We start from the raw sequence: 20,833 nt of genomic DNA, 5'->3' as shown, positions 1-20,833 counted from the left end.
GGAGCCCTTCCGTTCGCCCGGACGGTTCAGGGGCGGGTGGCGCCCGTGCAGGCCAGGCGCCGGACGGGCCGGAACTCGCCCTTCGCGCCCCGGCGGCTGTAGCCCCAGAGGCGCGCGTCCGCGTGCTCGCCGAGCCGGCGGAACTGCGCCACGGCCTCGTCGAAGCGCCGGTGCTCCACCAGCGCCTTGGCCGCGTACGCCCGGCCGGCCGGGTGGTCAGATCCCTCGCCGTCGAGCGATCAGCGGCAGGACCAGCAGCTTCGGGTGTTTGGCCGCGGCCTCCTCGGCGAACGCCCACATCTGCTCGTTCGAACCATGCCACTTCGCACACCAGTACTGCAGGGCCGAGTTGTGGGCGCCGCGGTGACGGCCGCGGCGACCTCGACATCAGCCCTGAAATCCTCCGCGGTGACGGCGTCGTCCGGTGGCAGCCCCCACTTCGTCACGTCCGGGACCCCGCGTTTCCGCTGTCCCGAACCGAACAGCAAGCCCAGCAGACTCATGATCGACCTCTCTCAGTGTGAAACGGCGGCAGAACGGATCGGGCGGTAGCCGGGCGGGACCCCGGCCTCGGCGAGCAGCGCGCGCAACGGCCCGGTGTCGGCCTCGACCGCGCAGGCCCGGTCGAGGGCGGGCGGGAACGCGTCCGCCCACGGCGCGTCGACGGTCAGCACCGGTGGTCCGGACCACGACAGCGTCCAGCGCGCGGCCCCGGCTTCGGCCAGCGCGGCGGTGATCACCACCGACATCCGGCGGCGGACGGAGTCGGCGACCATCTCCCGGCGGGCCCGGGGCCCGGTGCCACGCGGCACCGCGAACCCCGGCAGGGCGAGCGGCTCGTTCCGGCCGGCGTCGAGCGCGTCGAGGGCGCGTTCCAACGTCAGTCCACCGAGGACTTCCAGCGCGGCTTCGGTTGCCCGGTAACGGGATCCGAGGTCCACCAGCTCGGCCCAGCCGGTCCGCTGCTTCAGCCCGGCCTCGGCGGTCAGGTTCGTCACCAACGCGGTGTCGAGTGTCTCGAGCGGATCCCGCAACAGCTCGCTCGCGGGCTGCTCGCCGCCGGGCCGCGCCGGTACCTCGGGGCTGCTCTCCAGCGCCGCGATCCGCTCGGTGGTGGGCGGGTGTGAGTCGTAGCGGGAAGCGGCGCCCTCACGTGGGTTCCGCCGCAGCTCGTCGATCTCCGCGGCCCGGCCCTCGTCGGCCAGCAGCCGGCGGTACCCCTCGGCCAGCCGGGCCGGCAGGTACCCGGCGGACCAGCCGAGGGCCACGTACTCGCGCACGAAGAACTGCCAGGTCACCTCGAGCGCCTCGACCTCCCGCAGCGCGCTGGTCGCCGCCGCGGTCCCGGCGACCCGCGCGGCCGCCTGGTCGGCCGCGAGTTCCCGGTCCCGGCAGACGCGCATGGCGACCACGAAGTACAGCTTCGCGTAACTACGCAGCAACGGCCGGAAGAATCCGACGAAGCCGCTCGCGTGCCGGAGCCGGTCCATCACCCGCAGCATCGAACGCTGCCCGCGGTAGGTCAGCGCCGAGAAGCGGGTGTCGCCGTTGCCGTAGTGCGCCAGCTCGTGGCCGAGCACCGAACGCAGCTGGTCCTGGCGCAGCCCGGCCAGCAGCTGCGCGCCGATGGACATCCGGCGCCGCTTGAGCTGCAGCCCCAGCCAGCGGGTCTCGTCGGCGACCGACGCGTTGGCCTCCGCGATGAGGTGGATCTCGTCCGGCGGCCGGGTGCCGACCTCGGCGGCGAGTTCCCGGACCAGCGCCCACAATCGCGGCTGCGCCTCGGGCGGCACCGGCAACGTGCCCGGCCTGTCGTCCTCGGGCGTGCGTTCGATCGCGAGGAACGTCCACAACAGAACGCCCACGGCCGGAACGCCCAGGAAGGCGAGCCGCGGCGCGATCAGGGGTGCGTGCTCCAGCGCGTACCACTCGCCGGCGGCGAACCCGGCCGTGATCAGCAGGATCAGCACCGGGAACCCGGCGAGCAGCGCGACCGCGAGCAGCGCGCGGAACGAGATTTTCACGACGTGACCCCCAGCCGGCGGGCCCGTGCACCGCACTCGTCTCGTCCGGTATCGGCGCGGGCGCCGGTTTCGTTTCGCCTCGGACCTGGTGTCGTGAATTCGGTTGTCCGGCCGCGGCGCGGCGGGGATGCTGGACGCCGTTGTCCCTTTCAGGAAAGGAAAGTCATGTACACGGCGGTCGAAGGCGCACGCGTGCCGATCCGGATGTGGGCGGACCCCGCGTCGGTCGAAGATCAGGCCATGCGGCAGCTGCGCAACGTCGCCAACCTGCCGTGGGTGCACGGGGTCGCGGTCATGCCCGACGTCCACTACGGCAAGGGCGCGACCGTGGGCAGCGTGATCGCCATGCGGGACGCGGTTTCCCCGGCCGCGGTCGGCGTCGACATCGGCTGCGGGATGAGCGCGGTCCGCACGTCGCTCACGGCGGCGGACCTGCCGGACGACCTCGGCCGGCTGCGGCGCCGCATCGAGTCGGCCGTGCCCGTCGGGTTCGGGCTGCACAAGACCCCCGTGAACCCGGCCAAGGTGCACGGCGTCGGCGGCTGGGACGCGTTCTGGAAGTCGTTCGGCGACCTCCACGAGGGCGTCCAGGAGCTGGGCGACCGCGCGGCCCGCCAGATCGGCAGCCTCGGCGGCGGCAACCACTTCATCGAGGTCTGCCTCGAACAGGGCGGCGCCGACGAGGGCCGCGTCTGGCTGATGCTGCACTCCGGTTCGCGCAACATCGGCAAGGAGCTGGCGGAACGGCACATGGCCGTCGCGCGGAAGCTGCCGCACAACCAGGACCTGCCGGACCCCGACCTGTCGGTGTTCGTCGCCGGCACGCCCGAGATGCAGGCCTACCGGCGCGACCTGTTCTGGGCGCAGGACTACGCGGCGCGCAACCGCGCGACGATGGTCGCGCTGGTCAAGCTGGCCGTCGCCGAGGTGGTACCCGGGACCACGTACGACGACGCCATCAGCTGCCACCACAACTACGTCGCCGAAGAGACCTACGACGGCGTCGAACTGCTCGTCACCCGCAAGGGCGCGATCCGCGCGGGGCACGGCGACCTCGGGATCATCCCGGGCAGCATGGGCACGGGCTCGTACATCGTGCGGGGGCTGGGCAACACGTCCTCGTTCGAGTCGGCCTCGCACGGGGCCGGGCGCCGGATGTCGCGCAACAAGGCCAAGAAGACGTTCACCGCGGCCGACCTCGCGGCGCAGACCGAAGGGGTCGAGTGCCGCAAGGACTCGGGCGTCGTCGACGAGATTCCGGCCGCGTACAAGGACATCGAGACGGTGATCAAGGCGCAGACGGACCTCGTCGAGGTGGTCGCGCACCTCAAGCAGGTGGTCTGCGTCAAGGGTTAGGGGGCCGCGGCCGGCCCGGAACTCCGCCGTGCCGACCGCGGGACCGCTACCCTGGCGCTCATGACGAGGTGGGGAGCGGTGGCCGCGCTGGCGGCCGCGGGGGCGTTGCTGGCCGGCTGCGACCAGGTGAACACGGCGGTGGACACGGCGAACTCGACGGCCGACAAGGTCAGCACGTGCACGCAGGCGCTCGGCCTCGCGGACCTGAACCCGCTGGTCGATCCGGCCAAGCTCAAGGAACGCGCGCAGGACAAGGAACAACGCCTGCGTTCGCTGGCCTCGAACGTCCAGGACAACGACGTGAAGAACGCCCTGCTCGGCATGGCCGACTCGTACGTCCAGGTCCAGAAGGAGCACATCGAGGACGCCGGTGTGGTCGCCGCCTGGGCCAAGCGCAACGTCGCGAAGCTGGACGCGCTGCGAAAAGCCTGTAGCTGATCAGCGCCGCGCGCGCACGGCCGCGGCCAGCGCGGGGGCGACAGCGGCCGGGCGACGGCGTCGCGTCCACAGCAGCCCGAACGCCGCCAGCACCAGCCCGCCCGCGCCCGCGGCGAAGAAGCCCCACGCGGGGCTCGAGTGGTCGATCGCGAAGCCGACCACCGGGCTGCCGAGCGCGAGGCCGAGGCGGGTGGACGCGTCCTGCAGGCCCATCGCCTCGCCGCGGACGGCCGGCGGCGCCATGGTGCTCACGGTTTCCGTGGTGGCCGCGAGGGTGGGCGCGCACAGCAGGTTCGTCGGGATCAGCACCAGCATCAGCAGCCACCACGGCTGATCCGCGAGGCCGACCGGCAGTACCAGAACGGCGAGCAGCAGCATCAGCACGCCTTGGGGCAGCGAGCGTTTCACGGCGCCGTGCACGATGCCGCCGGCCATCGAAGCCGCGCACATCACCACGATGACCAGCCCGGTCCAGCCGACGTCGCCGTTCGCGCGCAGCGCCGCCAGCGTCGCGACCTCCGTGCCGACGAGGCAGAACAGCGTGCCCGCGGCGACCAGCAGCGTCGCGAGCAGGCGGCCGGAGAGCCACGAACGCAGCGGCGGCCGGACGGACCCGATGGGGGCGAGCTCGTCCTCGTTCCGGATCGGCGGGTTCAGCAGGAAGATCAGCAGCGCCGTGACGCCGAAGATCGCGCCGATTCCGCTCAGCGTCACCGTCGCGGACAGCGAGGTGATCGCGGCGATGCCCGCCGCCGGGCCGATCATGAACGACGCCTCGACCAGGATCGTGTCCAGTGAGTAGGCCGCGCGCCGCTGCTCCGCGGGCACCAGCGCGGCGAGGATCTGCCGGGCCAGCGACCCCGCGGGCACGGACAGGAAACCCGCCGGCAGCGCGCAGACCACCAGCACCGCATAGGAGAGGTGCGGCACCGCGATCCAGAACGCGGTGGACGTCACCCCGCACACCCCGACCACCGGGCGCAGGCCGTACCGGTCGATGGACCGCCCGAGCAGCGGCGCGCCGAGCGCCATGCCCAGGGTGGAGGCCGCGCCGACGATCCCGGCCGCGCCGTAGCCGTGGCCCAGGTTGCTGACCACGTACAACGTCAGCGTCACGCCCGTCATCGTCATCGGCAGGCGGGCGAAGAACATGAGCGCCATCGAGGGGCGGACCCGAGGCAGCGTGAGGACCCGGCGGTACGGCGTGAACGGCACGTACTGCATGAGAGCAAATCCTGGTACGCGCGTGCAACTTCTTAACCGGGTGGGAGATGCTGTCATCTGACGATCGGGGCACGACGTCGTCTCCGCGATCCAGCGGCACGCTCTCCGGCTGTTCCAGGAGCAGGGCCACGCGGCGACCACCGCCGAGCACCTTCTTCCATTATTTCCCGACGAAGGAGGAGACAGTCCTGCTCGACCCGATCGACCCGCTGCTGATCGAAGCGGGCGCTCGGCAGCCCAAGGACCTTTCGTTGCTGGGTGCCGTCCGCGCGGCCCCTGCGGGAGGTGCACGGCGACCTCCCGCCGCGAGGAGCGCCGCCGTCAGGCGCTGGTGTTCAGCGTGCCGCTGAGTCCGCGGAGATTTTCTTGACTCATTCCAGACAATGGCGCAGGCTGGGCTGGTCATGCCACTTCAGGAAAACCCCGTCCGGCAACGGCTCCGGCCGGCCTGCGGGTCGCCGGGCCACGGGTCGCCGTGCTCGAATGGCTCGCCCGGCACCCCTACGCCACGGCCGACGAGGTCGCGGCGGGAGTGCGCGGCCTGCTGGGCTCGGTCTCCACCCAGGCCGTCGAAGGCCCGGCCCCGTGCCTGGAGCCCTCGACCGCGGCGGGCTTCGTGATCGACGAGGCGGAGGTCGTTTTCTGGGGTTTGTGCTCGGACTGCGCCAAGCCTTCATGAAGTAATTCGTGAACGGTTTTCCGCATTAAGGCTCCCACCGCCGAGCGCTGTGTTTCCGGCGGAAACGGATGCCTGGTCGGCGCGGTGATCCGGACGTTATCGGCTAGTCCACCGGTGGCGGTGCGTACGTGGGGGACGACCCGTCCGGAGCAGTGGCGACACGCGGTCCGACGGAGTGATGCAGGTAAACGATCACGCAATACACCCGGGCGAGTGGGCGACTGGGCCATCCGGGGGATCTGGCTACAACGCGTCAGATTCGGGATCGGTTCTGATGATCATCAGGGGGATGGGCAAGCCGCCCACGTTAATCAATTGCGGGCCAGTTCACCTTTCCCGGATTCGGCACGTAAGGGTTAGAAAACGTCTCCAACAGGTGATCGGCTGGTGCTTGCCCGACACGGCGAGTATCGATTTACCCGTCAGGTCTCCAGAGGCCAGGAGGTTAGGAATGAAAGGCAAGATTGGGCGGATCATCGCCTTGGTAGCCGCGGGCAGTCTGCTGGCCGTCGGCACGGCGGGGATGGCCTCGGCAAGCCCGGTGGGCGGCAAAGGCTCGTCCGCCACCGAAGCCGTCGGCGCGCAGGTGCTCCAGATGCGTGACGACCTGACCAAGGTGGCGTACGCGGGCCAGGTCGGGATGACACGCGCCGACCTGGACAAGCTCAGCCCCGTGCTCGCGGACCTCGCGGCGGGGAAGCGCTACACCATCCAGTCGGAGACGCAGCAGCTCTCGTCGGCCGCGCAGCTGCGGGCGGACGAGTCCAACCGGCTGCTGGGCGACCCGACGGCCACCGCGCGGCAGCTGCCGCCGCTGCCGATCCCCGTCCCGACCCTGCCGGACCTGCCCGGCCCGCTCAAGATCGTGAGCGACCTGGTCAAGGCCCTGCTCGCCGCGGTCACGGGCATCCTCGGCGGCCTGCTCGGCGCGGTTCCGCCGCTGCCGCTGCCGGTCCCGCCACTGCCGGTGCCGGGGAAGTAAAAAGCCACACCCGGAATCAGGGGGACCCGGAGCCTGGCACGGTTCGCCGTGCCAGGCTCCGGTTGTGCCCGGGGGTCAGCCACGCTTTCGCGGCGAGCCGGCCCAGTTCGAGACGCGGGTGATGGCCTCTCCGCCGGGAGCCAGCTCGAAGACGTCGGCCGCGTTCAGCTCGAAGGCTTCGCCCGCCGGGGTGCGGGCGCGGAACACCAGTTCGGCCAGCACCATGGTGCCGTCGGCGGCCAGCCGGACGACCTCGTCGTGCGACTCGGGCAAGGGCTCCAGGGACTTGCGCAACTGCTCGGCGATCTCCGCCGCTCCGTGCGCCGTCCGCGCGCCGAGCATCCAGAACTCGGCGTCTTCGGTGAAGCAGGGGACGATCGCGGCCCAGTCGCGGGCGTTCACGGCGGCGAAGTACCGGCCCACCACCGCGGGCAGCTCTGCGCTGGGTGTCATGCCCGGGACTCGTTCTTCGTCCCGGCCAGGCCCAGACGCAGCGCGCCGGCCATTTCGGCGACCGCCTCGCGGAACCGGCTGCCGACCCCGGTGAAATTCAGGAAGCCGTGGATCAGGTCCGGCTGGCGGCTCAGCCCCACCGGAACGCCCGCGGCGCGCAGTTTTTCCGCGTACGCCTCGCCTTCGTCGCGCAACGGGTCGAACCCGGCGGTGACGACGAAGGCCGGCGGCAGTCCACTGTGGTCGGACGCGAGCAGTGGCGACAGGCGCGGGTCGGCCAGGTCGGTGCCCTCGGGCACGTAGTGGCCCTGGAACCACTTGATGGACTCGTCGGTCAGGAACAGGTCGTCGGCGAACAGGTCGCGCGAGCGCTGCCGGGTGCGGAAGTCCACCGCCGGGTAGATCAGCAGCTGGAACGCCGGCGCCGGCCCGCCCGCGCGGGTCGTCTCCAGCGCCACGACCGCGGCGAGGTTGCCGCCCGCGCTGTCCCCGCCGACGGCGATGCGTTCCGGGTCGGCGCCGAGTTCGGCGGCCTTGGCGTGCGCGTACGCGAAGGCCGCGAGCGCGTCCTCCACCGGCGCCGGGAACGGGTGCTCGGGCGCCAGCCGGTACTCGACCGACAGCACCCGCACGCCGGCGTGCTTCGCCAGGTAACGGGAGGAATTGTCGTGGGTCGCGCGGCTTCCTACGACCCAGCCGCCACCGTGGAAGAACACCAGCAGGCCGGACGGCTCGGGCAGCCCGGCCGGGGTGTACAGCGTCGCTTCGAGCGCACCGCCGTCCGCCGGGATCTTGATCTCCCGCGCGGAAACCGGCTCGATCCGCTTCCCGCTGACCAGGTGCGTGCCCAGTTCGAGCAGCGTGCGGGACTGCGCCACGGAGCCGTTGACCAGTCCGCCGCCGTTCAGCTTCTGCAGCCGCAACAGCAGCTGGGCGTCGAGGGCGAGCTCCTGCCCGTCGAGGCGCAGCGGCGGGCCGGCGAGTAGCCGCCGGACGGGGCGCGGCAGCCAGAACAACAGCTGCGCGGCGGCGGCCTGGGCACGGATCTGGGGCGGGATCGCCATCGTTCCTCCTGGCATCGAGGCCACTCAGGTTACTAGTGAGTAGGTTCAGGGTCCAGCGCCGCCGCACCCGCCGGTCCGCCGTTCCGGCAACGGGTTGTTCCCTGTGACCCAGGACTCCGTTCCAAATCCTGGTCCTCCAGTTAAGTGGAGTTGTTAACCTCGAAAGCGTGACTTCAGCCAACACGGTCAGAGTGCTCGGGATCGGCGGCTCGCTGCGCGAAGGTTCGCAGTCCGAGCGCGCCCTGAGGATCGCGCTCGGCGCGGCGGCCGAACTCGGTGTCACCACCGAGCTGATCCCCGGCCCGGAGCTCGTCCTGCCGTTCTACGACACGGCGCTGCCCGAGCGTGACGAGCGCGCGACCCGGCTGATCGAGGAGATCCGACGGGCCGACGGCGTCATCGTCGTCTCGCCCGGTTATCACGGCGCGCTGTCCGGGCTGGTCAAGAACGCCCTGGACTACGTCGAGGACCTGCGCGAGGACACCCGCCCGTACCTCGACGGCCGCGCGGTCGGCCTCGCCGCCGTCGCCTTCGGCTGGCAGGCCGCCGTCACCACGCTCGACCAGCTGCGCACGATCACGCACGCGCTGCGCGGCTGGGCCACTCCTCTGGGCGCTTCCATCAACTCCGCCGAGACCAAGTTCGACGAGGCCGGCGGCGCCTCCGACGAGAAGAGCGTGCGCACGCTGCGGCTCATCGGACAGCAGGTCGCGGAGTTCGCGACGGCCCGCGCGCGCTGAGGTCCCGTCGGCCTCTGGTCGTGATGTCCGCCATGTGGTGGTTAGGTTCCGCTGGTGCGGGATGTTGTCCCCACTGAGACGCTGACATCGGCGTTCTGACAAGGAAGCAGGCGAAAAATGGCTGACGCGATCTACACCGCCGCGGCAACGGCTCGCGGCGACGGCCGCAACGGCGAGGTCACCTCGTCGGACGGGGTCATCGACGAGTCGCTGGCGATCCCCAAGGCGATGGGCGGCCCCGGCGGGGACAAGACCAACCCGGAGCAGCTGTTCGCCGCGGGTTACTCGGCGTGTTTCCACAGCGCGCTGCAGGCCGTCGCCCGTCAGGCGAAGGTCAAGCTCCCCGAGTCGACGGTGGCCGCCGAGGTCAGCCTGTACTCGCAGGAAGTCGGCTTCAAGCTGGGCGTCGCGCTGCACGTGTCGCTGCCGGGCATGGAGCAGGCGCAGGCCGACGAGCTGGTGGCGCAGGCGCACCAGGTGTGCCCGTACTCCAACGCCACCCGCGGCAACATCGAGGTCGCGCTGTCGGCGTCCGTCTGATCCGGGGTTTTCCGTACTGCGGCGCGGAACCCCGCGGCGCAGTACGGTCGGCTCATGGTGCTGCATCAGGGGCGACAAGACCACGCGGAACGGCAAGCCGGCACGAATCCGTTGTATGCCGGGGCAAATCCGGCATTGGCGGCGGATTTCGTGATGCCGCACGACAAGCTGCTGGACGATTCGCTGCCGCCGGACACGGCGTTGCAGCTGGTGCGCGACGAGCTGATGCTCGACGGCAACGCGCGGCTCAACCTGGCCACGTTCGTCACCACGTGGATGGAGCCGCAGGCCCGCGAGCTGATGGCCGAGTGCGTCGACAAGAACATGATCGACAAGGACGAGTACCCGCAGACGGCCGAGCTGGAGCGCCGCTGCGTGAACATGCTCGCCGACCTGTGGCACGCGCCGGAGCCCGCCGACGTGATGGGCTGCTCCACCACCGGCTCGTCCGAGGCCTGCATGCTCGCCGGGATGGCGCTGAAGCGGCGCTGGTCGAAGCTCGGCCGCCCGGGCAAGCCGAACCTGGTGATGGGCGTGAACGTCCAGGTCTGCTGGGAGAAGTTCTGCGAGTACTGGGAGGTCGAGCCGCGGCTGGTGCCGATGGAAGACGATCGGTTCCACCTGTCCGCTGCTGAGGCGGTCCGGCGCTGCGACGAGAACACCATCGGCGTCGTCGGCATCCTCGGGTCCACTTTCGACGGCAGTTACGAGCCGGTGGCCGAAATCTCCGCCGCGCTCGACGAGCTCCAGTCGCGCACCGGCTGGGACATCCCGGTGCACGTGGACGGCGCTTCGGGCGCCATGATCGCGCCGTTCCTCGACCCGGAGCTGGCGTGGGACTTCCGGCTTCCGCGGGTCGCGTCGATCAACACCTCCGGGCACAAGTACGGCCTCGTCTACCCCGGCGTCGGCTGGGTGGTGTGGCGGGACAAGGCAGCGCTGCCCGAGGAGCTGGTGTTCAACGTCAACTACCTCGGCGGGGACATGCCGACGTTCGCGCTGAACTTCTCCCGGCCCGGCGCCGAGGTGGCCGCGCAGTACTACACGTTCGTCCGGCTCGGCCGCGAGGGTTTCCGCGCCGTGCAGCAGGCCTCGCGCGACGTCGCGACGCACCTGTCCGACCGCATCGCCGCGATGGGCCCGTTCGAGCTGCTCACCCGAGGCGACCAGCTGCCGGTGTTCGCCTTCACCACGAAAAAGGAGATCACGGGTTACGACGTGTTCGACGTTTCCCGCCGGCTGCGCGAGCGCGGCTGGCTGGTGCCGGCGTACACGTTCCCGGAGAACCGCACCGACCTCGCGGTGCTGCGCATCGTGGTCCGCAACGGCTTCACCCACGACCTGGCCGACCTCCTGCTGGCCGACCTGGCCCGGATCCTGCCCGAGCTGGAACAGCAGAGCGGACCGCAGCACGACGCCGCCATGTCGACGGCGTTCCACCACTGATCGCGGGGGTAATGTCGCCGGTATGGGTCTTGCCGCGGATGAACGCCAGGCGCTGAGCGCGCTCTTCGAAGAGGTCGGCCCGGACGCGCCGACGCTGTGCGAGGGCTGGGCGGCGCGGGACCTCGCGGCGCACCTGATCGTCCGGGAGCACCGGCTGGACGCGTCGCCGGGAATCATGCTGCCCGCGCTCGCCGGCTACACGAAGCGGGTGCAGGACCAGTACGCGGCGAAGCCGTGGCCCGAGCTGGTGGGCCAGGTCCGCCGCGGCCCGGCGTGGTACTGGCCGATGGCGATCGGGCCGCTGGACGAGCTGACCAACGGCGCCGAGTTCCTCGTCCACCACGAGGACGTCCGCCGCGCCCAGCCCGGCTGGGAACCGCGCGCGGCCGACCCGTCCCGCGACGAGACGGCGTGGCGCCTGGCCCGTCAGACGGCGAAGCTGAACCTGCGGAAGTCGCCGGTCGGCGTCGAGCTGAAGACCACCGACGGCCGTACCGCCCAGGTCAAGGCGGGCAGCCCCGTCGTGACCGTGACGGGTGACCCGGTGGACCTGGTGCTGTTCGTCTTCGGCCGCGACGCCGTCCACCTGACCTACGAGGGAGACGAGTCCGCGGTCGCGCGCTTGCAGGGGTTGCGCCGCGGCATCTAGGCCGGCCGGAGCCGCTCGGGCCAGGCGAACTCGAGCGGCTCGGCACGGGTTCGCCAGACTCGCGCGAGCTGGTGGAGCATCTCGGAGGTCAGCCGGATTTCCCTTTCGGTGTGCGGGAAAGCTTGAGCACCCGCTCGCTGCGCGCCTTGGCGTCTCGCCGCGGTTTTCCTTCGAGCACGCGCACGGGTCCAGGCAGCCCCGCGGAGGGGACGCCTGGACCCGGCACGTTCAGCGCAGGCCGAGCGCCCGCAGTGCGAAGTACACCTCGATCGACGTCTGCTTGATCGTCTCGGCGATCACCAGCGAGCCGTGGCCGGCGTCGTAGCGGTAGAACTCGTGTGGCGCGTCCCGCTTGCCGAGGCGGTCCAGGTAATTCTCGATCTGCCGGATCGGGCAGCGCGGGTCGTTGTCTCCGGCCAGCACGAGCACCGGGGCGGCGACCGCGTCGACGTAGGTGATCGGCGAGCACTCCCGGTACACGGCCGGCACGTCGGCGGGCGCGCCGCCGAACAGGGCGCGGTCGAACGAGCGCAGCTGCTCCATCTCGTCCTCGTACGCGGCGATGTAGTCCGCCACCGGCACCCCCGCGACCCCGGCCGCCCAGCGCGCCGGCTGCGTGCCCAGCGCGAGCAGCGAGAGGTAACCGCCCCAGGAAGCGCCGTTCACCACGCATTTGTCCTTATCGGACAGTCCACTTTCGACGGCCCAGTCGTGCACCGCCGCGACGTCCTCGAGCTCCGTGAGCCCCGGGCGGCCCTCGATCGCGTCCCGCCACGCCGAGCCGTAGCCCGTCGACCCGCGGTAGTTGACCTCGACCACGGCGAACCCGGCGTCGAGCCAGGTCGCGCGGTAGGCGGAGAACCGGTCCTCGTCGGCGGCGTGCGGGCCGCCGTGCAGGGAGAACACGGTGGGCAGCGGGCCGTCGGGAGCGTCCAGCGGCCGCGAGACGAGCGCGTGGATCTGCCCGCCGACGCCCTCCACGAACGCATCCGTGACCGGCGCCGAGCCGGGTGCGCGCTCGCCCGGCGACTCCAGCAGCACGGAGTCCGTGCCGTCGGTGGCGCGGGCGCGCACCGCCGCCGGCTCCGCCGCGCTCGACCACGAATACTCGACCGTGCCGTCGTCGCGCACGCCCGCGCCGCCGATCCGACCGGCCGGAGTGTCCAAAGAGGACAGCTCGGCCGTGTCGAGGTCGTAGCGGTGCAGGGAGCTGCGGCCCTGGTGGAAGTGCACGACCAGCAGGGCGCGGCCGTCCGGGTACCAGTCGGCGGCGACCTCGCCGGGCAGGTCGATCTCCAGCTCGGTCTCGGTGTCCGCGCGGACGTCCCAGACCAGCAGCTCCTCACGGCCGCGGCGCTCGTGCAGCACCAGCAGCCGCTGGTCGCCGGGCAGCGGCGAGAACTCCAGCGCCGAAAGGCCCTTGCCCTCGCCGTCCCACTTCTCCGCGACGCTCCCGAAGCCGTCCGTCGACAGCACTCGCAGCGCCGGGTGACGCGAGTCGCCGTGCTCGGAGTGCGCGATGGCCAGCAGGCTCTCGTCGCGGGACAGCGAGGCGATGCCCGCGTCGTCGGGGTGGCTGTAGAAGCGCTCGGTGGTTTCGCCGATCTTCGCGAACAGCTCGCTGCCGTCGTCGGTCGAGACGCCGACCGCGATCACGCGCTCGCCGATCTCGAGGCCGGCCGGGTAGCCGTCGTGGACGTCCGGGAGCGCCTTGACCGCCGCCGAGCTGTCGGCGTCGAACGGCTGGCGCACCCACGAGCCGAACTCGTCGCCGTCGGTGTCGTTGAACCACCAGACGGCCGAGCCGTCGGGTGACGGCGTCGCGTGCAGGGTGCCGTTGGGCCGGTCGGTGACCTTGCGGTGACTGTCGGTGGCGCGGTGCCAGGCGTACACCTCCCAGACGCCGCTGGCATTGGAGACGTACACGTTGGCGTCCGGGGCGTCACGGGCCCATTCGGGCACGGAGATCCGCGGGGCGTGGAAGCGGGCTCGCCAGCGGGTCTCGGCCTGATCGTCGCCGAACAGGCGGTCGGGGACCACTGCGGGCGGATATTGGTTGGCTGACTGGGTGCTCACCCCTCGATCCTGCCACCTACGGGCCGTACTGTGTGCGGGGTGCTGGAGGGATACGCGCGGGACGCGGCTTCGAGGCGGGCGGCGCGCGCGGCGGTGGAGCGGTCGGAGTTCGCGCACCCGCTGTTCACCCCGGGTAAACGAGTGATCGACCTGTCCTGCGGCCCCGGCTTCCTGACCGTCGCGCTCGAAGGCCCCGCGCCGTCCAAAGTGGACTATCTGGTGGCCGCGCCGGCCGCCCTGCCGTTCCCCTCCGCTTCGGTGGACGTGGCCTTCTCCCACGCCTTGCCGGAACGCCTGGCCGACCCGGGCCCGCTACTGGCCGAACTGCACCGCATCCTCCGCCCCGGCGGCAGGCTGGCATTGTCCACTCTGGACTGGAGCCGGGCCCGCCTGCGCCCCAAGACGGCCAACGTCGACGCCGCCCTCCGCGGTTACTACCTGCTCCTGCGCCGCGCCGGCGGCAATCCGTTCGCCGGCCGCCGCATCGCCGAGCACGTCGCGGCCGCCGGCTTCACCGCCGTCACGGCCCGCACCCGCTACCGCACCGACCTGCCCTATCGCGACCTCGCCGCCTACGTGGAACGCCGCCTGGCCACCGCACTGGCCGACCCCACCCATCCCGACCGCGACCAGCTCACCTCGGCCGCCCGCTCGGCCTGGTCCTGGACCCGCTCCGCCGGCCCCGGCGACTTCACGCAGTGCTGGACCGAGCTGATCGCCACCCGCTGACCGACGGACCAACGCAACCGCGCAAGCCGGGGTCCAGGGGCGGAGCCCGCCTGGCGGGGGCCTGGGGGTTCGACCCTCAGACGACACAACGCAGGAAGGCCCTTGTTCGCGCTTTCCGCGAACAAGGGCCTTCCAGACTTACTGCGTCGGGGTGGCGGGATTCGAACCCACGACCTCCTCGACCCGAACGAGGCACGCTACCAAGCTGCGCCACACCCCGAGGTATTGCTTAGCGGGTCGTGGAGAAGTCTAGCGGACGCTCCTGGAGGGTTTACGCGGGGTTGTCTTCCGCTTCTCCGGGGCTCCAGAACCACGCGGGACCAGCGTCAGCAGGCTGGCCTCCGGACGGCAGGCGAAGCGCGCCGGCGCGTACGGGGAGGTGCCGAGGCCGGCCGAGACGTGCAGCCACATGTGCGCGCCCCAGCGGGAGGCGCCGCGGGCGCGGGTGCGGTCGAGTTCGCAGTTGGTGACCAGCGCGCCGTAACCGGGCAGGCGCAGCTGGCCGCCGTGGGTGTGGCCGGCGAGGACCAGGTCGTAGCCGTCGGTGGCGAACGGGTCGAGGACGCGCGGCTCGGGCGAGTGCGTGATGCCGAGGCGGACGGCGGCGGTCGCGTCGGCCGGGCCCGAGATGTCGGAGTAGCGGTCGCGGCGCAGGTGCGGGTCGTCGACCCCGGCGGCGAACACCGGGCGCCCGGCGACCTCGATGGTGCGGCGCACGTGGGTGACGTCGGTCCAGCCGTGTTCGAGGAACGCCGCGCGCAGATCGCGCCACGGCAGGTGGGTGCCGTGGATGCGCTTCTTCTTGCCCTTCGGCATCAGGTAGCGCGCGGGGTTCTTGGGCTTGGGCGCGTAGTAGTCGTTGCTGCCGAAGACGAACAGCCCGGGCCGGTCGAGCAGCGGGCCGAGCGCGCGCAGCACCGACGGCACCGCCGTGCGGTGCGAGAGGTTGTCGCCGGTGTTCACGACGAGGTCCGGGTTCAGCCGGTCCAGCGCGGCGACCCAGCGTTGCTTGGCGCGGTGCCCGGGCAGCATGTGCAGGTCCGAGACGTGCAGGATGGTGAACGGCTTCGCGCCGGGCGCCAGTACCGGCAGCTCGGCAGTGCGGAGCGTCCACAACCGCCGCTCGATGCCGACGGCGTAACCGAGGGTCGCCGCCCCAAGCGCGACTGTCCCCACAGCGAGCCGCTTCGCGGTCGCCCCGGACGTGCTGGTGTTACTGAGCGTGCTCACGAAGTCGAGGATACGTGTTCGACGGTGTGGCGCGCCGCCGCGGTAAGGGTTGACTCTTGGTGATCGGTGGTCACGGTCAGCCAGCATTCCGCGCGATGGCGATCGCCGCCAGGATCCAGGGTCGTGCCCTTTCAGGACCATGGCGGCAACGCCAGTATCAAGGCGTACCGCGCAGCCGCCCTGTCGAATGCCGGACCTTCCTCTGCAGCGCGCGTCTGGCCGGAACGGCTCAGTGGCCGGTGTACTTCGGATCCTCCGGTGGCAGATCGGCGATCGGCTGGTCCGCCATGATGTTCGTCATCGCGCCGAACCAGGTCTGGGCGGGGGTCTTGCCGCCGAACATGTTGCCGGTGCCGCAGGTGGTGACGTTGCCGACGGCGCGGAAGCAGAGCCCGCCGCTGCCGCCTTCGGGGCGGAACACCATGGCGGCGCCCGCCATTTGCGGGGTGCCGCCGACGAACGTGGCCGAGCCGTTGTTCTGCGTGGTCCCGGTCTTGCCGAGGATCGGCCGGTTCCAGCCGACCGCCGCGGCGGCCGCGGCCGAGGTGCCGCCCGCCTGGTCGTCCTTGCTCATGCCGACGACCATCGTGTTCGCGAGGCCTTCGGGGACCACCTGTTCACACGCGGCTTCCTTGACCGGCACGGCTTTCCCGTTGCGATCGGTGACGCCGGCCAGCGGTGTGGCCGGGCACCAGCTGCCGCCGCTGAGCAGGGTCGCCGCGACGTTCGCGAGTTCGAGGCCGTTGGTCGGGCTGAAGCCGAGGGTGAACGCGCCGTAACCCGGGTTGTTGGCCGTCGGGGCGTACACCTTGGACTGGGGCACGCTCTTCGGGTCCTTCGGATCCACCGGCTGGCCGCCGGTGTCACTGGCCATCGTGCTGCGCATGCCCAGCTTGATGGCCATGTCGATGCCCGGCGCCGTGCTGCCGAGCTGGTCCTCCAGCGCGACGAACGCGGTGTTCGGCGAGGTCGCCAGCGCGCCCTGAAGGGTGTTCGTGGCGCCGTAATGCCCGGCGTTGCCCACGCAGTACCAGCGGGAGTTCAGCGGGGGCCCGGTCGGCGGGCAGTGGCTGCCACCACCGGTGAACACGTGCGACGTATAACTGTCGCCGACCGGGATGTTGCTGTAGATCCCGGCAATTCCCTTGTCCAGCACGGCGGCCGTGGTGAAGATCTTGTAACTCGACCCCGCGCCACCGGTGTTGTAGACGCCCGACGGCAGCGCGTACGTCGTCTGCCCGGCGTTCGCGTCGTTGCCGTAGTCGCGATTCGCGGCCAGCGCCACCACCTCATGCCGCGTTTTTCCGGGGCGCACCAAGGAAAGCGTGTTCGCCACGTTCTTCTGGGTCTTCGAGACCTGTGTCTCCGCCGAGACCTTCGCCTCGTGGTTGGCCTTCTCGTCCAATGTGGTCTTGATCGTGTAGCCGCCGGTGTACAGGTCGTCCTTGGTGAAGCCCGCCTTGAGCAGGTAGTCCTCGACGTACTGGCAGAAGAAGCCGTTCTCCGGGCCGGCGCCGGTGCAGTTCGCCGCGGGCTTCGCCGGGGCGTCCGCCACCACGCCGAGCGGGGTCGCCTTGAAGCGCTCCGCGTCGGCCTTCGCCAGCTTCTTGTTGTCGACCATGCGGTCCAGCACCAGGTTCCGGCGCGTGGTGGCCTTGTCCGGGTGCTTCCACGGGTCGTTGACGGCCGGGTTGTTCACCAGGCCCGCCAGCAGCGCGGACTGCGGCACGGTCAGCTGCTCGGGGGTGGTGTTGAAGTACGCGTGCGCGGCCGCGCCGATGCCGTAGATCTGGCGCGAGAACTCGACGATGTTCAGGTAGCCCGCGAGGATCTGCTGCTTCGACAGCTTCGACTCGAGGTTGATCGCGATCCGGGCTTCCTTGAGCTTGCGCGCCAGGCTCTGCTCCTGCGCCTTCTCCTGCCCGGTCTTGTCACCGCGGTAGACGACGTTGATCAGGTAGTTCTTGACGTACTGCTGCGTCAGCGTCGAGGCGCCCTGCGTGTCGCCGCCGGCGCCGTTGGACACCGCGGCGCGCAGCGTGCCCTGCCAGTCCACCCCGTGGTGCTCGTAGAAGCGCTTGTCCTCGACCGACACGAGCGCCCACTTCGTGGCGTCGTTGATCTGGTCCGCGGCCACCGGGATGCGGTACTGGTCGTACAGCGTCGCGATCGGCTTGCCGGCGGAGTCCGTGACGGTGGTCACCAGTGGCGGCGGGATGTCCGCCAGATCGGTCGACGTCTGTTCGACCGTCTCGCTCGCCTGGTTCGACGCAACCCCGGCCGCGCCCACTACAGGGAACAGAATTCCGGCGACGAGCACCCCCGCGAGCAGACAGAGGCCGATGAGCTTGAAGAGACCGTCCGTTTTGCGCACGTAGGCCAGGGTACTGAAGGCCCGTCACGCACTCGTGACCTCACACCCGTCGGGACGGGCCGGGCGTGACAAAACGGACCATCTTCGGTGACTTCCGGTAACGGAATGCATCTTAGGTCTTGGCGAGGGAACCGTGGACCCCTACAGTCCGTCAACGTCTCACGAAGAATGCCGACGGACGGTCCAGCGCGAGTGGGAGCTCGACTGGGCCGAACGGGGCAGCGGCGCCGGGGAGGTGCCGTGGCCGACGTGGGAGCTATGAGGGAGGGACGCTCGCGGGGGTGGGAGCGGGAGCTTCACCTTCGCTGGTGTCGGGACACCAGGGTAGGGAGCTGGGGGTATGGAAACCAACCAGTCGAGCTGGCGGGTCAGTGCGTCGTGCCGCGACGCCGATCCGGACGGGCTCTTCGTGCGCGGTGCCGAGCAGAACCGGGCGAAGGCGGTGTGCACCGGCTGTCCGGTCCGCACGGAGTGCCTGGCCGAGGCGCTCGACGGCCGGATCAACTTCGGCGTGTGGGGCGGGATGACCGAACGCGAGCGGCGGGCGCTGCTGCGCCGGCGGCCGGACGTCATCAGCTGGTCCGATCTGCTGGAGGCCGCGAAGCGGGACGCGCTGGAAGGCGCCCGCGTCGGCTGAGCTGAATCCGGGTGCGGAGCCAACGGCGGCTCCGCACCTCGACCAGCCGTCGGCTACTCGCTCTTCGCCAGCTTCACGCCGATGTCGCGCAGGCCGTCCAGGTCGTGCACGTCGCCGGCCAGCGCGGGCACGCGGACCAGCGGCACTTCCGGATGGGCCAGGGTGAAGCGCGCCAGCAGCCGGTTCTCGCGGTCGGCGAGGACAACGCGGTCGGCGTGCAGCCGGAGCACGGCCTCGGCCAGCGGCGCGGCCGTCTCGCTCTTGACCAGCGACTCGGCGGCGGCCAGCGCCTCCGAAGCGGAAAGCTGCGCCAGCACCGGGTGGGTCCGGTTCGCCACCAGCCCGGCGAGCGGCATCGACTCGCCCGCCAGCCGTTCGACGAAGTAGGAAGCCTCACGCAGCGCGTCCGGCTCCGGCGCGGCCACCACGAGGAACGAAGTGCCGCTGGAGCGCAGCAGCTCCGCGGTTTTGCGCGCTCGCTCGCGGAACCCGCCGAACATGCTGTCGAAGGCCTGCATGAAAGAGGACGCGTCGGCCAGCAGCTGGCCGCCGATGATCGTCGACACGGCCTTCGCGAACATCGAGAAACCCGCGCTGACCACCTTCCGCAGACCCCAGCCGCCGGCCTTCGCCGGGCCGGTGAGCAGGCGGATCATGCGGCCGTCGAGCGCGCTGGACAGCCGCGTCGGCGCGTCCAGGAAGTCCAGCGCCGACCGGCTCGGCGGGGTGTCCACCACGATCAGGTCCCACTCGTCGGTGGCGGCGAGCTGGCCCAGCTTCTCCATCGCCATGTACTCCTGCGTACCGGAGAACGACGTGGAAATGGTCTGGTAGAAGGGATTCTGCAGCAGTTGCTCGGCCCGCTCCGGCCCGGCGTGCACGCGCACCATGTCGTCGAACGTGCGGCGCATGTCGAGCATCATCGCCCACAGCTCGCCCTTGGGCTCGAAGCCTTCGACCTTCACCTGCCTCGGGTGGTTGCTCAGCTCCCGAAGGCCCAGCGCCTGCGCGAGGCGGCGTGCCGGGTCGATCGTGAGCACCACTGTCCGGCGGCCGCGCTCGGCCGCGCGCACGGCGAGCGCCGCCGCGGTGGTCGTCTTGCCGACACCGCCGGAGCCGCAGCACACGACCACGCGGCTGTCGGCGTCGTCCAGCAGCGCGTCGATGTCGATCGCCGTGCTCATCAGCGCACTCCTTGTTCCACCAGCGCCGCGGCGAGCTCGTAGAGGCCCGCGACGTCGACGCCGTCGGTGAGCTCCGGCGCCTCCAACGTCGGCAGGTCGGCCTCGGCCAGCTGCTCGCGCGCCCGCTGCTCCGCGGCCACGCGCACGGCGTGCTCCACGGTCTCCTCGACCAGCGCGTCCAGCGTGTCGTCGGGCAGCTTCACGCCCGCCGAGGCCAGCCCGCTGCGCACCCGCGCGGCGTCCACCCGCCCGTCCGCCGCCGCGGTCACCGAGCGCGCGGGCAGCCGAGGCGGCCGGACCCGGTTGACCAGCACGGCGCCCGGACGCAGGTCGGCGCCGTCGAGCTCGGCCACCGCCTCCACCGTCTCGCGGACCGGCATCTCCTCCAGCAGCGTGGCGAGGTGCACCGCGGTCTCGCCGGAGTGCAGCAGCCGGACGACGCCGTCGGCCTGGCCGCGGATCGGGCCGGTCTTGGCGAGGTCGGTCAGCGCCTTGGTCACGTCGAGGAACTTCACCACGCGGCCGGTCGGCGGCGAGTCGACGACCACGGCGTCGTAGGTGTGGCGCCCGTCGGACTCCGTGCGGCCGACGCACTCCTTGATCTTCCCGGTGAGCAGGACGTCGCGCAGGCCCGGCGCGAGCGTGGTCGCGAACTCGATCGCGCCCATCCGCCGCAGCGTCCGGCCGGCGAAGCCCAGGTTGTAGAACATCTCGAAGTATTCGAGCAGCGCGGCCTCGACGTCGATGTGCAGCGCGCGCAGCTCGCCGCCGCCGGGGACGGACGCGATGCGCTGCTCCGCGTACGGCAGCGGCTCGGTGTCGAAGAGCTGGGCGATGCCCTGGCGTCCCTCGACTTCGATCAGCAGCACACGGCGGCCCTCACGGGCGAGCGCGAGGCCCAGCGCCGCGGCCAGCGTGGTCTTGCCGGTACCGCCCTTGCCGGTGACGAAGTGCAGCCGAGCCCGGGAGAGCTCGTCGGTCCAGCCGGCGGGGGGTGTGGTCACGACG

At 71.2% G+C, this 20,833-nt stretch carries 20 protein-coding genes and 1 tRNA gene; 10 read left to right on the top strand and 11 right to left on the bottom strand.

Going from position 1 to position 20,833, the window contains the following annotated elements:
• Window positions 1–26: 26 nt before the first annotated feature.
• Together BMY97_RS47390 and BMY97_RS37465 are read right to left on the bottom strand one after the other, a co-directional pair.
• A complete protein-coding gene (locus BMY97_RS47390; RefSeq protein WP_177231719.1) occupies window positions 27–179 on the bottom strand; it encodes a hypothetical protein in 153 nt (50 codons plus the stop codon).
• 336 nt (window positions 180–515) lie between these two features.
• Window positions 516–2,024: a M48 family metalloprotease gene (locus BMY97_RS37465; protein WP_091627037.1), complete on the bottom strand. Its 1,509-nt coding sequence runs from the start codon at window positions 2,022–2,024 to the stop codon at window positions 516–518.
• Between the two features lie 165 nt (window positions 2,025–2,189).
• Between BMY97_RS37465 and BMY97_RS37460 the strand changes: the two genes are divergently transcribed.
• Together BMY97_RS37460 and BMY97_RS37455 are read left to right on the top strand one after the other, a co-directional pair.
• Window positions 2,190–3,380, top strand: coding sequence for an RtcB family protein (locus BMY97_RS37460; protein ID WP_091627034.1), 1,191 nt, complete (start codon window positions 2,190–2,192; stop codon window positions 3,378–3,380).
• A gap of 60 nt (window positions 3,381–3,440) precedes the next feature.
• Entirely contained in the window at window positions 3,441–3,818 is a 378-nt protein-coding gene (locus BMY97_RS37455) for a hypothetical protein (protein WP_091627032.1), read from the top strand.
• Here BMY97_RS37455 and BMY97_RS37450 read toward each other — a convergent pair whose 3' ends face one another.
• Entirely contained in the window at window positions 3,819–4,979 is a 1,161-nt protein-coding gene (locus BMY97_RS37450) for an MFS transporter (RefSeq protein WP_177231729.1), read from the bottom strand.
• A 538-nt stretch (window positions 4,980–5,517) separates the two neighbouring features.
• Here BMY97_RS37450 and BMY97_RS37440 point away from each other — a divergent pair.
• On the top strand, window positions 5,518–5,721 hold the full coding sequence (locus BMY97_RS37440; RefSeq protein WP_425425388.1) for a hypothetical protein: 204 nt from the start codon (window positions 5,518–5,520) through the stop codon (window positions 5,719–5,721).
• A gap of 451 nt (window positions 5,722–6,172) precedes the next feature.
• The gene (locus tag BMY97_RS37435; RefSeq protein ID WP_091627027.1) at window positions 6,173–6,703 is read left to right on the top strand and encodes a hypothetical protein; all 531 of its coding nucleotides are present in this window, start codon (window positions 6,173–6,175) and stop codon (window positions 6,701–6,703) included.
• 75 nt (window positions 6,704–6,778) lie between these two features.
• Here the strand turns inward: BMY97_RS37435 and BMY97_RS37430 are convergent, their stop codons facing one another.
• Together BMY97_RS37430 and BMY97_RS37425 are read right to left on the bottom strand one after the other, a co-directional pair.
• Window positions 6,779–7,156 (bottom strand): nuclear transport factor 2 family protein, encoded by a 378-nt coding sequence (locus BMY97_RS37430; protein ID WP_091627024.1) that lies wholly within the window; start codon window positions 7,154–7,156, stop codon window positions 6,779–6,781.
• Complete coding sequence (locus BMY97_RS37425) at window positions 7,153–8,220, bottom strand: alpha/beta hydrolase (protein ID WP_091627021.1); 1,068 nt, start codon at window positions 8,218–8,220, stop codon at window positions 7,153–7,155. Before BMY97_RS37425 ends, BMY97_RS37430 begins: the two co-directional genes overlap by 4 nt.
• A 167-nt stretch (window positions 8,221–8,387) precedes the next feature.
• On the opposite strand from BMY97_RS37425, the gene BMY97_RS37420 reads away from it, so the two are divergent.
• From BMY97_RS37420 to BMY97_RS37405, 4 genes are all read left to right on the top strand, one after another.
• On the top strand, window positions 8,388–8,960 hold the full coding sequence (locus tag BMY97_RS37420; protein ID WP_177231718.1) for an NADPH-dependent FMN reductase: 573 nt from the start codon (window positions 8,388–8,390) through the stop codon (window positions 8,958–8,960).
• A 117-nt stretch (window positions 8,961–9,077) separates the two neighbouring features.
• Window positions 9,078–9,500, top strand: a complete 423-nt coding sequence (locus BMY97_RS37415) for an organic hydroperoxide resistance protein (protein WP_091627015.1) — start codon at window positions 9,078–9,080, stop codon at window positions 9,498–9,500.
• A gap of 54 nt (window positions 9,501–9,554) precedes the next feature.
• Window positions 9,555–10,946, top strand: coding sequence for a glutamate decarboxylase (gene gad / locus BMY97_RS37410; protein ID WP_091627012.1), 1,392 nt, complete (start codon window positions 9,555–9,557; stop codon window positions 10,944–10,946).
• A gap of 22 nt (window positions 10,947–10,968) precedes the next feature.
• Window positions 10,969–11,595 carry a TIGR03085 family metal-binding protein gene (locus tag BMY97_RS37405; RefSeq protein ID WP_091627010.1) on the top strand — a complete coding sequence of 209 codons (627 nt, stop codon included), beginning with the start codon at window positions 10,969–10,971 and terminating at the stop codon, window positions 11,593–11,595.
• Window positions 11,596–11,823: 228 nt separating this feature from the next.
• Here the strand turns inward: BMY97_RS37405 and BMY97_RS37400 are convergent, their stop codons facing one another.
• The gene (locus BMY97_RS37400; RefSeq protein ID WP_091627007.1) at window positions 11,824–13,671 is read right to left on the bottom strand and encodes a S9 family peptidase; all 1,848 of its coding nucleotides are present in this window, start codon (window positions 13,669–13,671) and stop codon (window positions 11,824–11,826) included.
• A gap of 39 nt (window positions 13,672–13,710) precedes the next feature.
• On the opposite strand from BMY97_RS37400, the gene BMY97_RS37395 reads away from it, so the two are divergent.
• Complete coding sequence (locus BMY97_RS37395) at window positions 13,711–14,400, top strand: methyltransferase domain-containing protein (protein WP_091627005.1); 690 nt, start codon at window positions 13,711–13,713, stop codon at window positions 14,398–14,400.
• Between the two features lie 146 nt (window positions 14,401–14,546).
• Here BMY97_RS37395 and BMY97_RS37390 read toward each other — a convergent pair.
• The 3 genes from BMY97_RS37390 to BMY97_RS37380 form a co-directional block, all read right to left on the bottom strand.
• Window positions 14,547–14,620: transfer RNA gene (locus BMY97_RS37390), tRNA-Pro, on the bottom strand.
• Between the two features lie 29 nt (window positions 14,621–14,649).
• Complete coding sequence (locus BMY97_RS37385; protein WP_245787699.1) at window positions 14,650–15,630, bottom strand: metallophosphoesterase; 981 nt, start codon at window positions 15,628–15,630, stop codon at window positions 14,650–14,652.
• A 229-nt stretch (window positions 15,631–15,859) separates the two neighbouring features.
• The gene (locus BMY97_RS37380) at window positions 15,860–18,004 is read right to left on the bottom strand and encodes a transglycosylase domain-containing protein (RefSeq protein WP_091626999.1); all 2,145 of its coding nucleotides are present in this window, start codon (window positions 18,002–18,004) and stop codon (window positions 15,860–15,862) included.
• Window positions 18,005–18,344: 340 nt separating this feature from the next.
• On the opposite strand from BMY97_RS37380, the gene BMY97_RS37375 reads away from it, so the two are divergent.
• Entirely contained in the window at window positions 18,345–18,641 is a 297-nt protein-coding gene (locus tag BMY97_RS37375; protein WP_091626996.1) for a WhiB family transcriptional regulator, read from the top strand.
• Window positions 18,642–18,694: 53 nt separating this feature from the next.
• On the opposite strand, the gene bagB is transcribed toward BMY97_RS37375, so the two are convergent.
• The gene (bagB, locus tag BMY97_RS37370) at window positions 18,695–19,825 is read right to left on the bottom strand and encodes an ATPase BagB (RefSeq protein ID WP_091626993.1); all 1,131 of its coding nucleotides are present in this window, start codon (window positions 19,823–19,825) and stop codon (window positions 18,695–18,697) included.
• Window positions 19,825–20,829 (bottom strand): ATPase BagA, encoded by a 1,005-nt coding sequence (bagA, locus tag BMY97_RS37365; RefSeq protein WP_091626991.1) that lies wholly within the window; start codon window positions 20,827–20,829, stop codon window positions 19,825–19,827. Before bagA ends, bagB begins: the two co-directional genes overlap by 1 nt.
• Window positions 20,830–20,833 lie beyond the last annotated feature (4 nt).

This window comes from Amycolatopsis saalfeldensis (assembly GCF_900110575.1).
Lineage (GTDB): Bacteria > Actinomycetota > Actinomycetes > Mycobacteriales > Pseudonocardiaceae > Amycolatopsis > Amycolatopsis saalfeldensis.
This window is presented reverse-complemented; position numbering and strand designations above follow the sequence as displayed.

Coding starts and splice junctions, on each gene's coding strand:
- BMY97_RS37415 (WP_091627015.1), top strand. CDS start 9,078: ATGGCTGACGCGATCTACACCGCCGCGGCAACGGCTCGCGGCGACGGC.
- BMY97_RS37405 (WP_091627010.1), top strand. CDS start 10,969: ATGGGTCTTGCCGCGGATGAACGCCAGGCGCTGAGCGCGCTCTTCGAA.
- BMY97_RS37425 (WP_091627021.1), bottom strand. CDS start 8,220: ATGGCGATCCCGCCCCAGATCCGTGCCCAGGCCGCCGCCGCGCAGCTG.
- BMY97_RS37375 (WP_091626996.1), top strand. CDS start 18,345: ATGGAAACCAACCAGTCGAGCTGGCGGGTCAGTGCGTCGTGCCGCGAC.
- BMY97_RS37460 (WP_091627034.1), top strand. CDS start 2,190: ATGTACACGGCGGTCGAAGGCGCACGCGTGCCGATCCGGATGTGGGCG.
- gad (WP_091627012.1), top strand. CDS start 9,555: ATGGTGCTGCATCAGGGGCGACAAGACCACGCGGAACGGCAAGCCGGC.
- BMY97_RS37455 (WP_091627032.1), top strand. CDS start 3,441: ATGACGAGGTGGGGAGCGGTGGCCGCGCTGGCGGCCGCGGGGGCGTTG.
- BMY97_RS37430 (WP_091627024.1), bottom strand. CDS start 7,156: ATGACACCCAGCGCAGAGCTGCCCGCGGTGGTGGGCCGGTACTTCGCC.
- BMY97_RS37450 (WP_177231729.1), bottom strand. CDS start 4,979: ATGGCGCTCATGTTCTTCGCCCGCCTGCCGATGACGATGACGGGCGTG.
- bagB (WP_091626993.1), bottom strand. CDS start 19,825: ATGAGCACGGCGATCGACATCGACGCGCTGCTGGACGACGCCGACAGC.
- BMY97_RS37435 (WP_091627027.1), top strand. CDS start 6,173: ATGAAAGGCAAGATTGGGCGGATCATCGCCTTGGTAGCCGCGGGCAGT.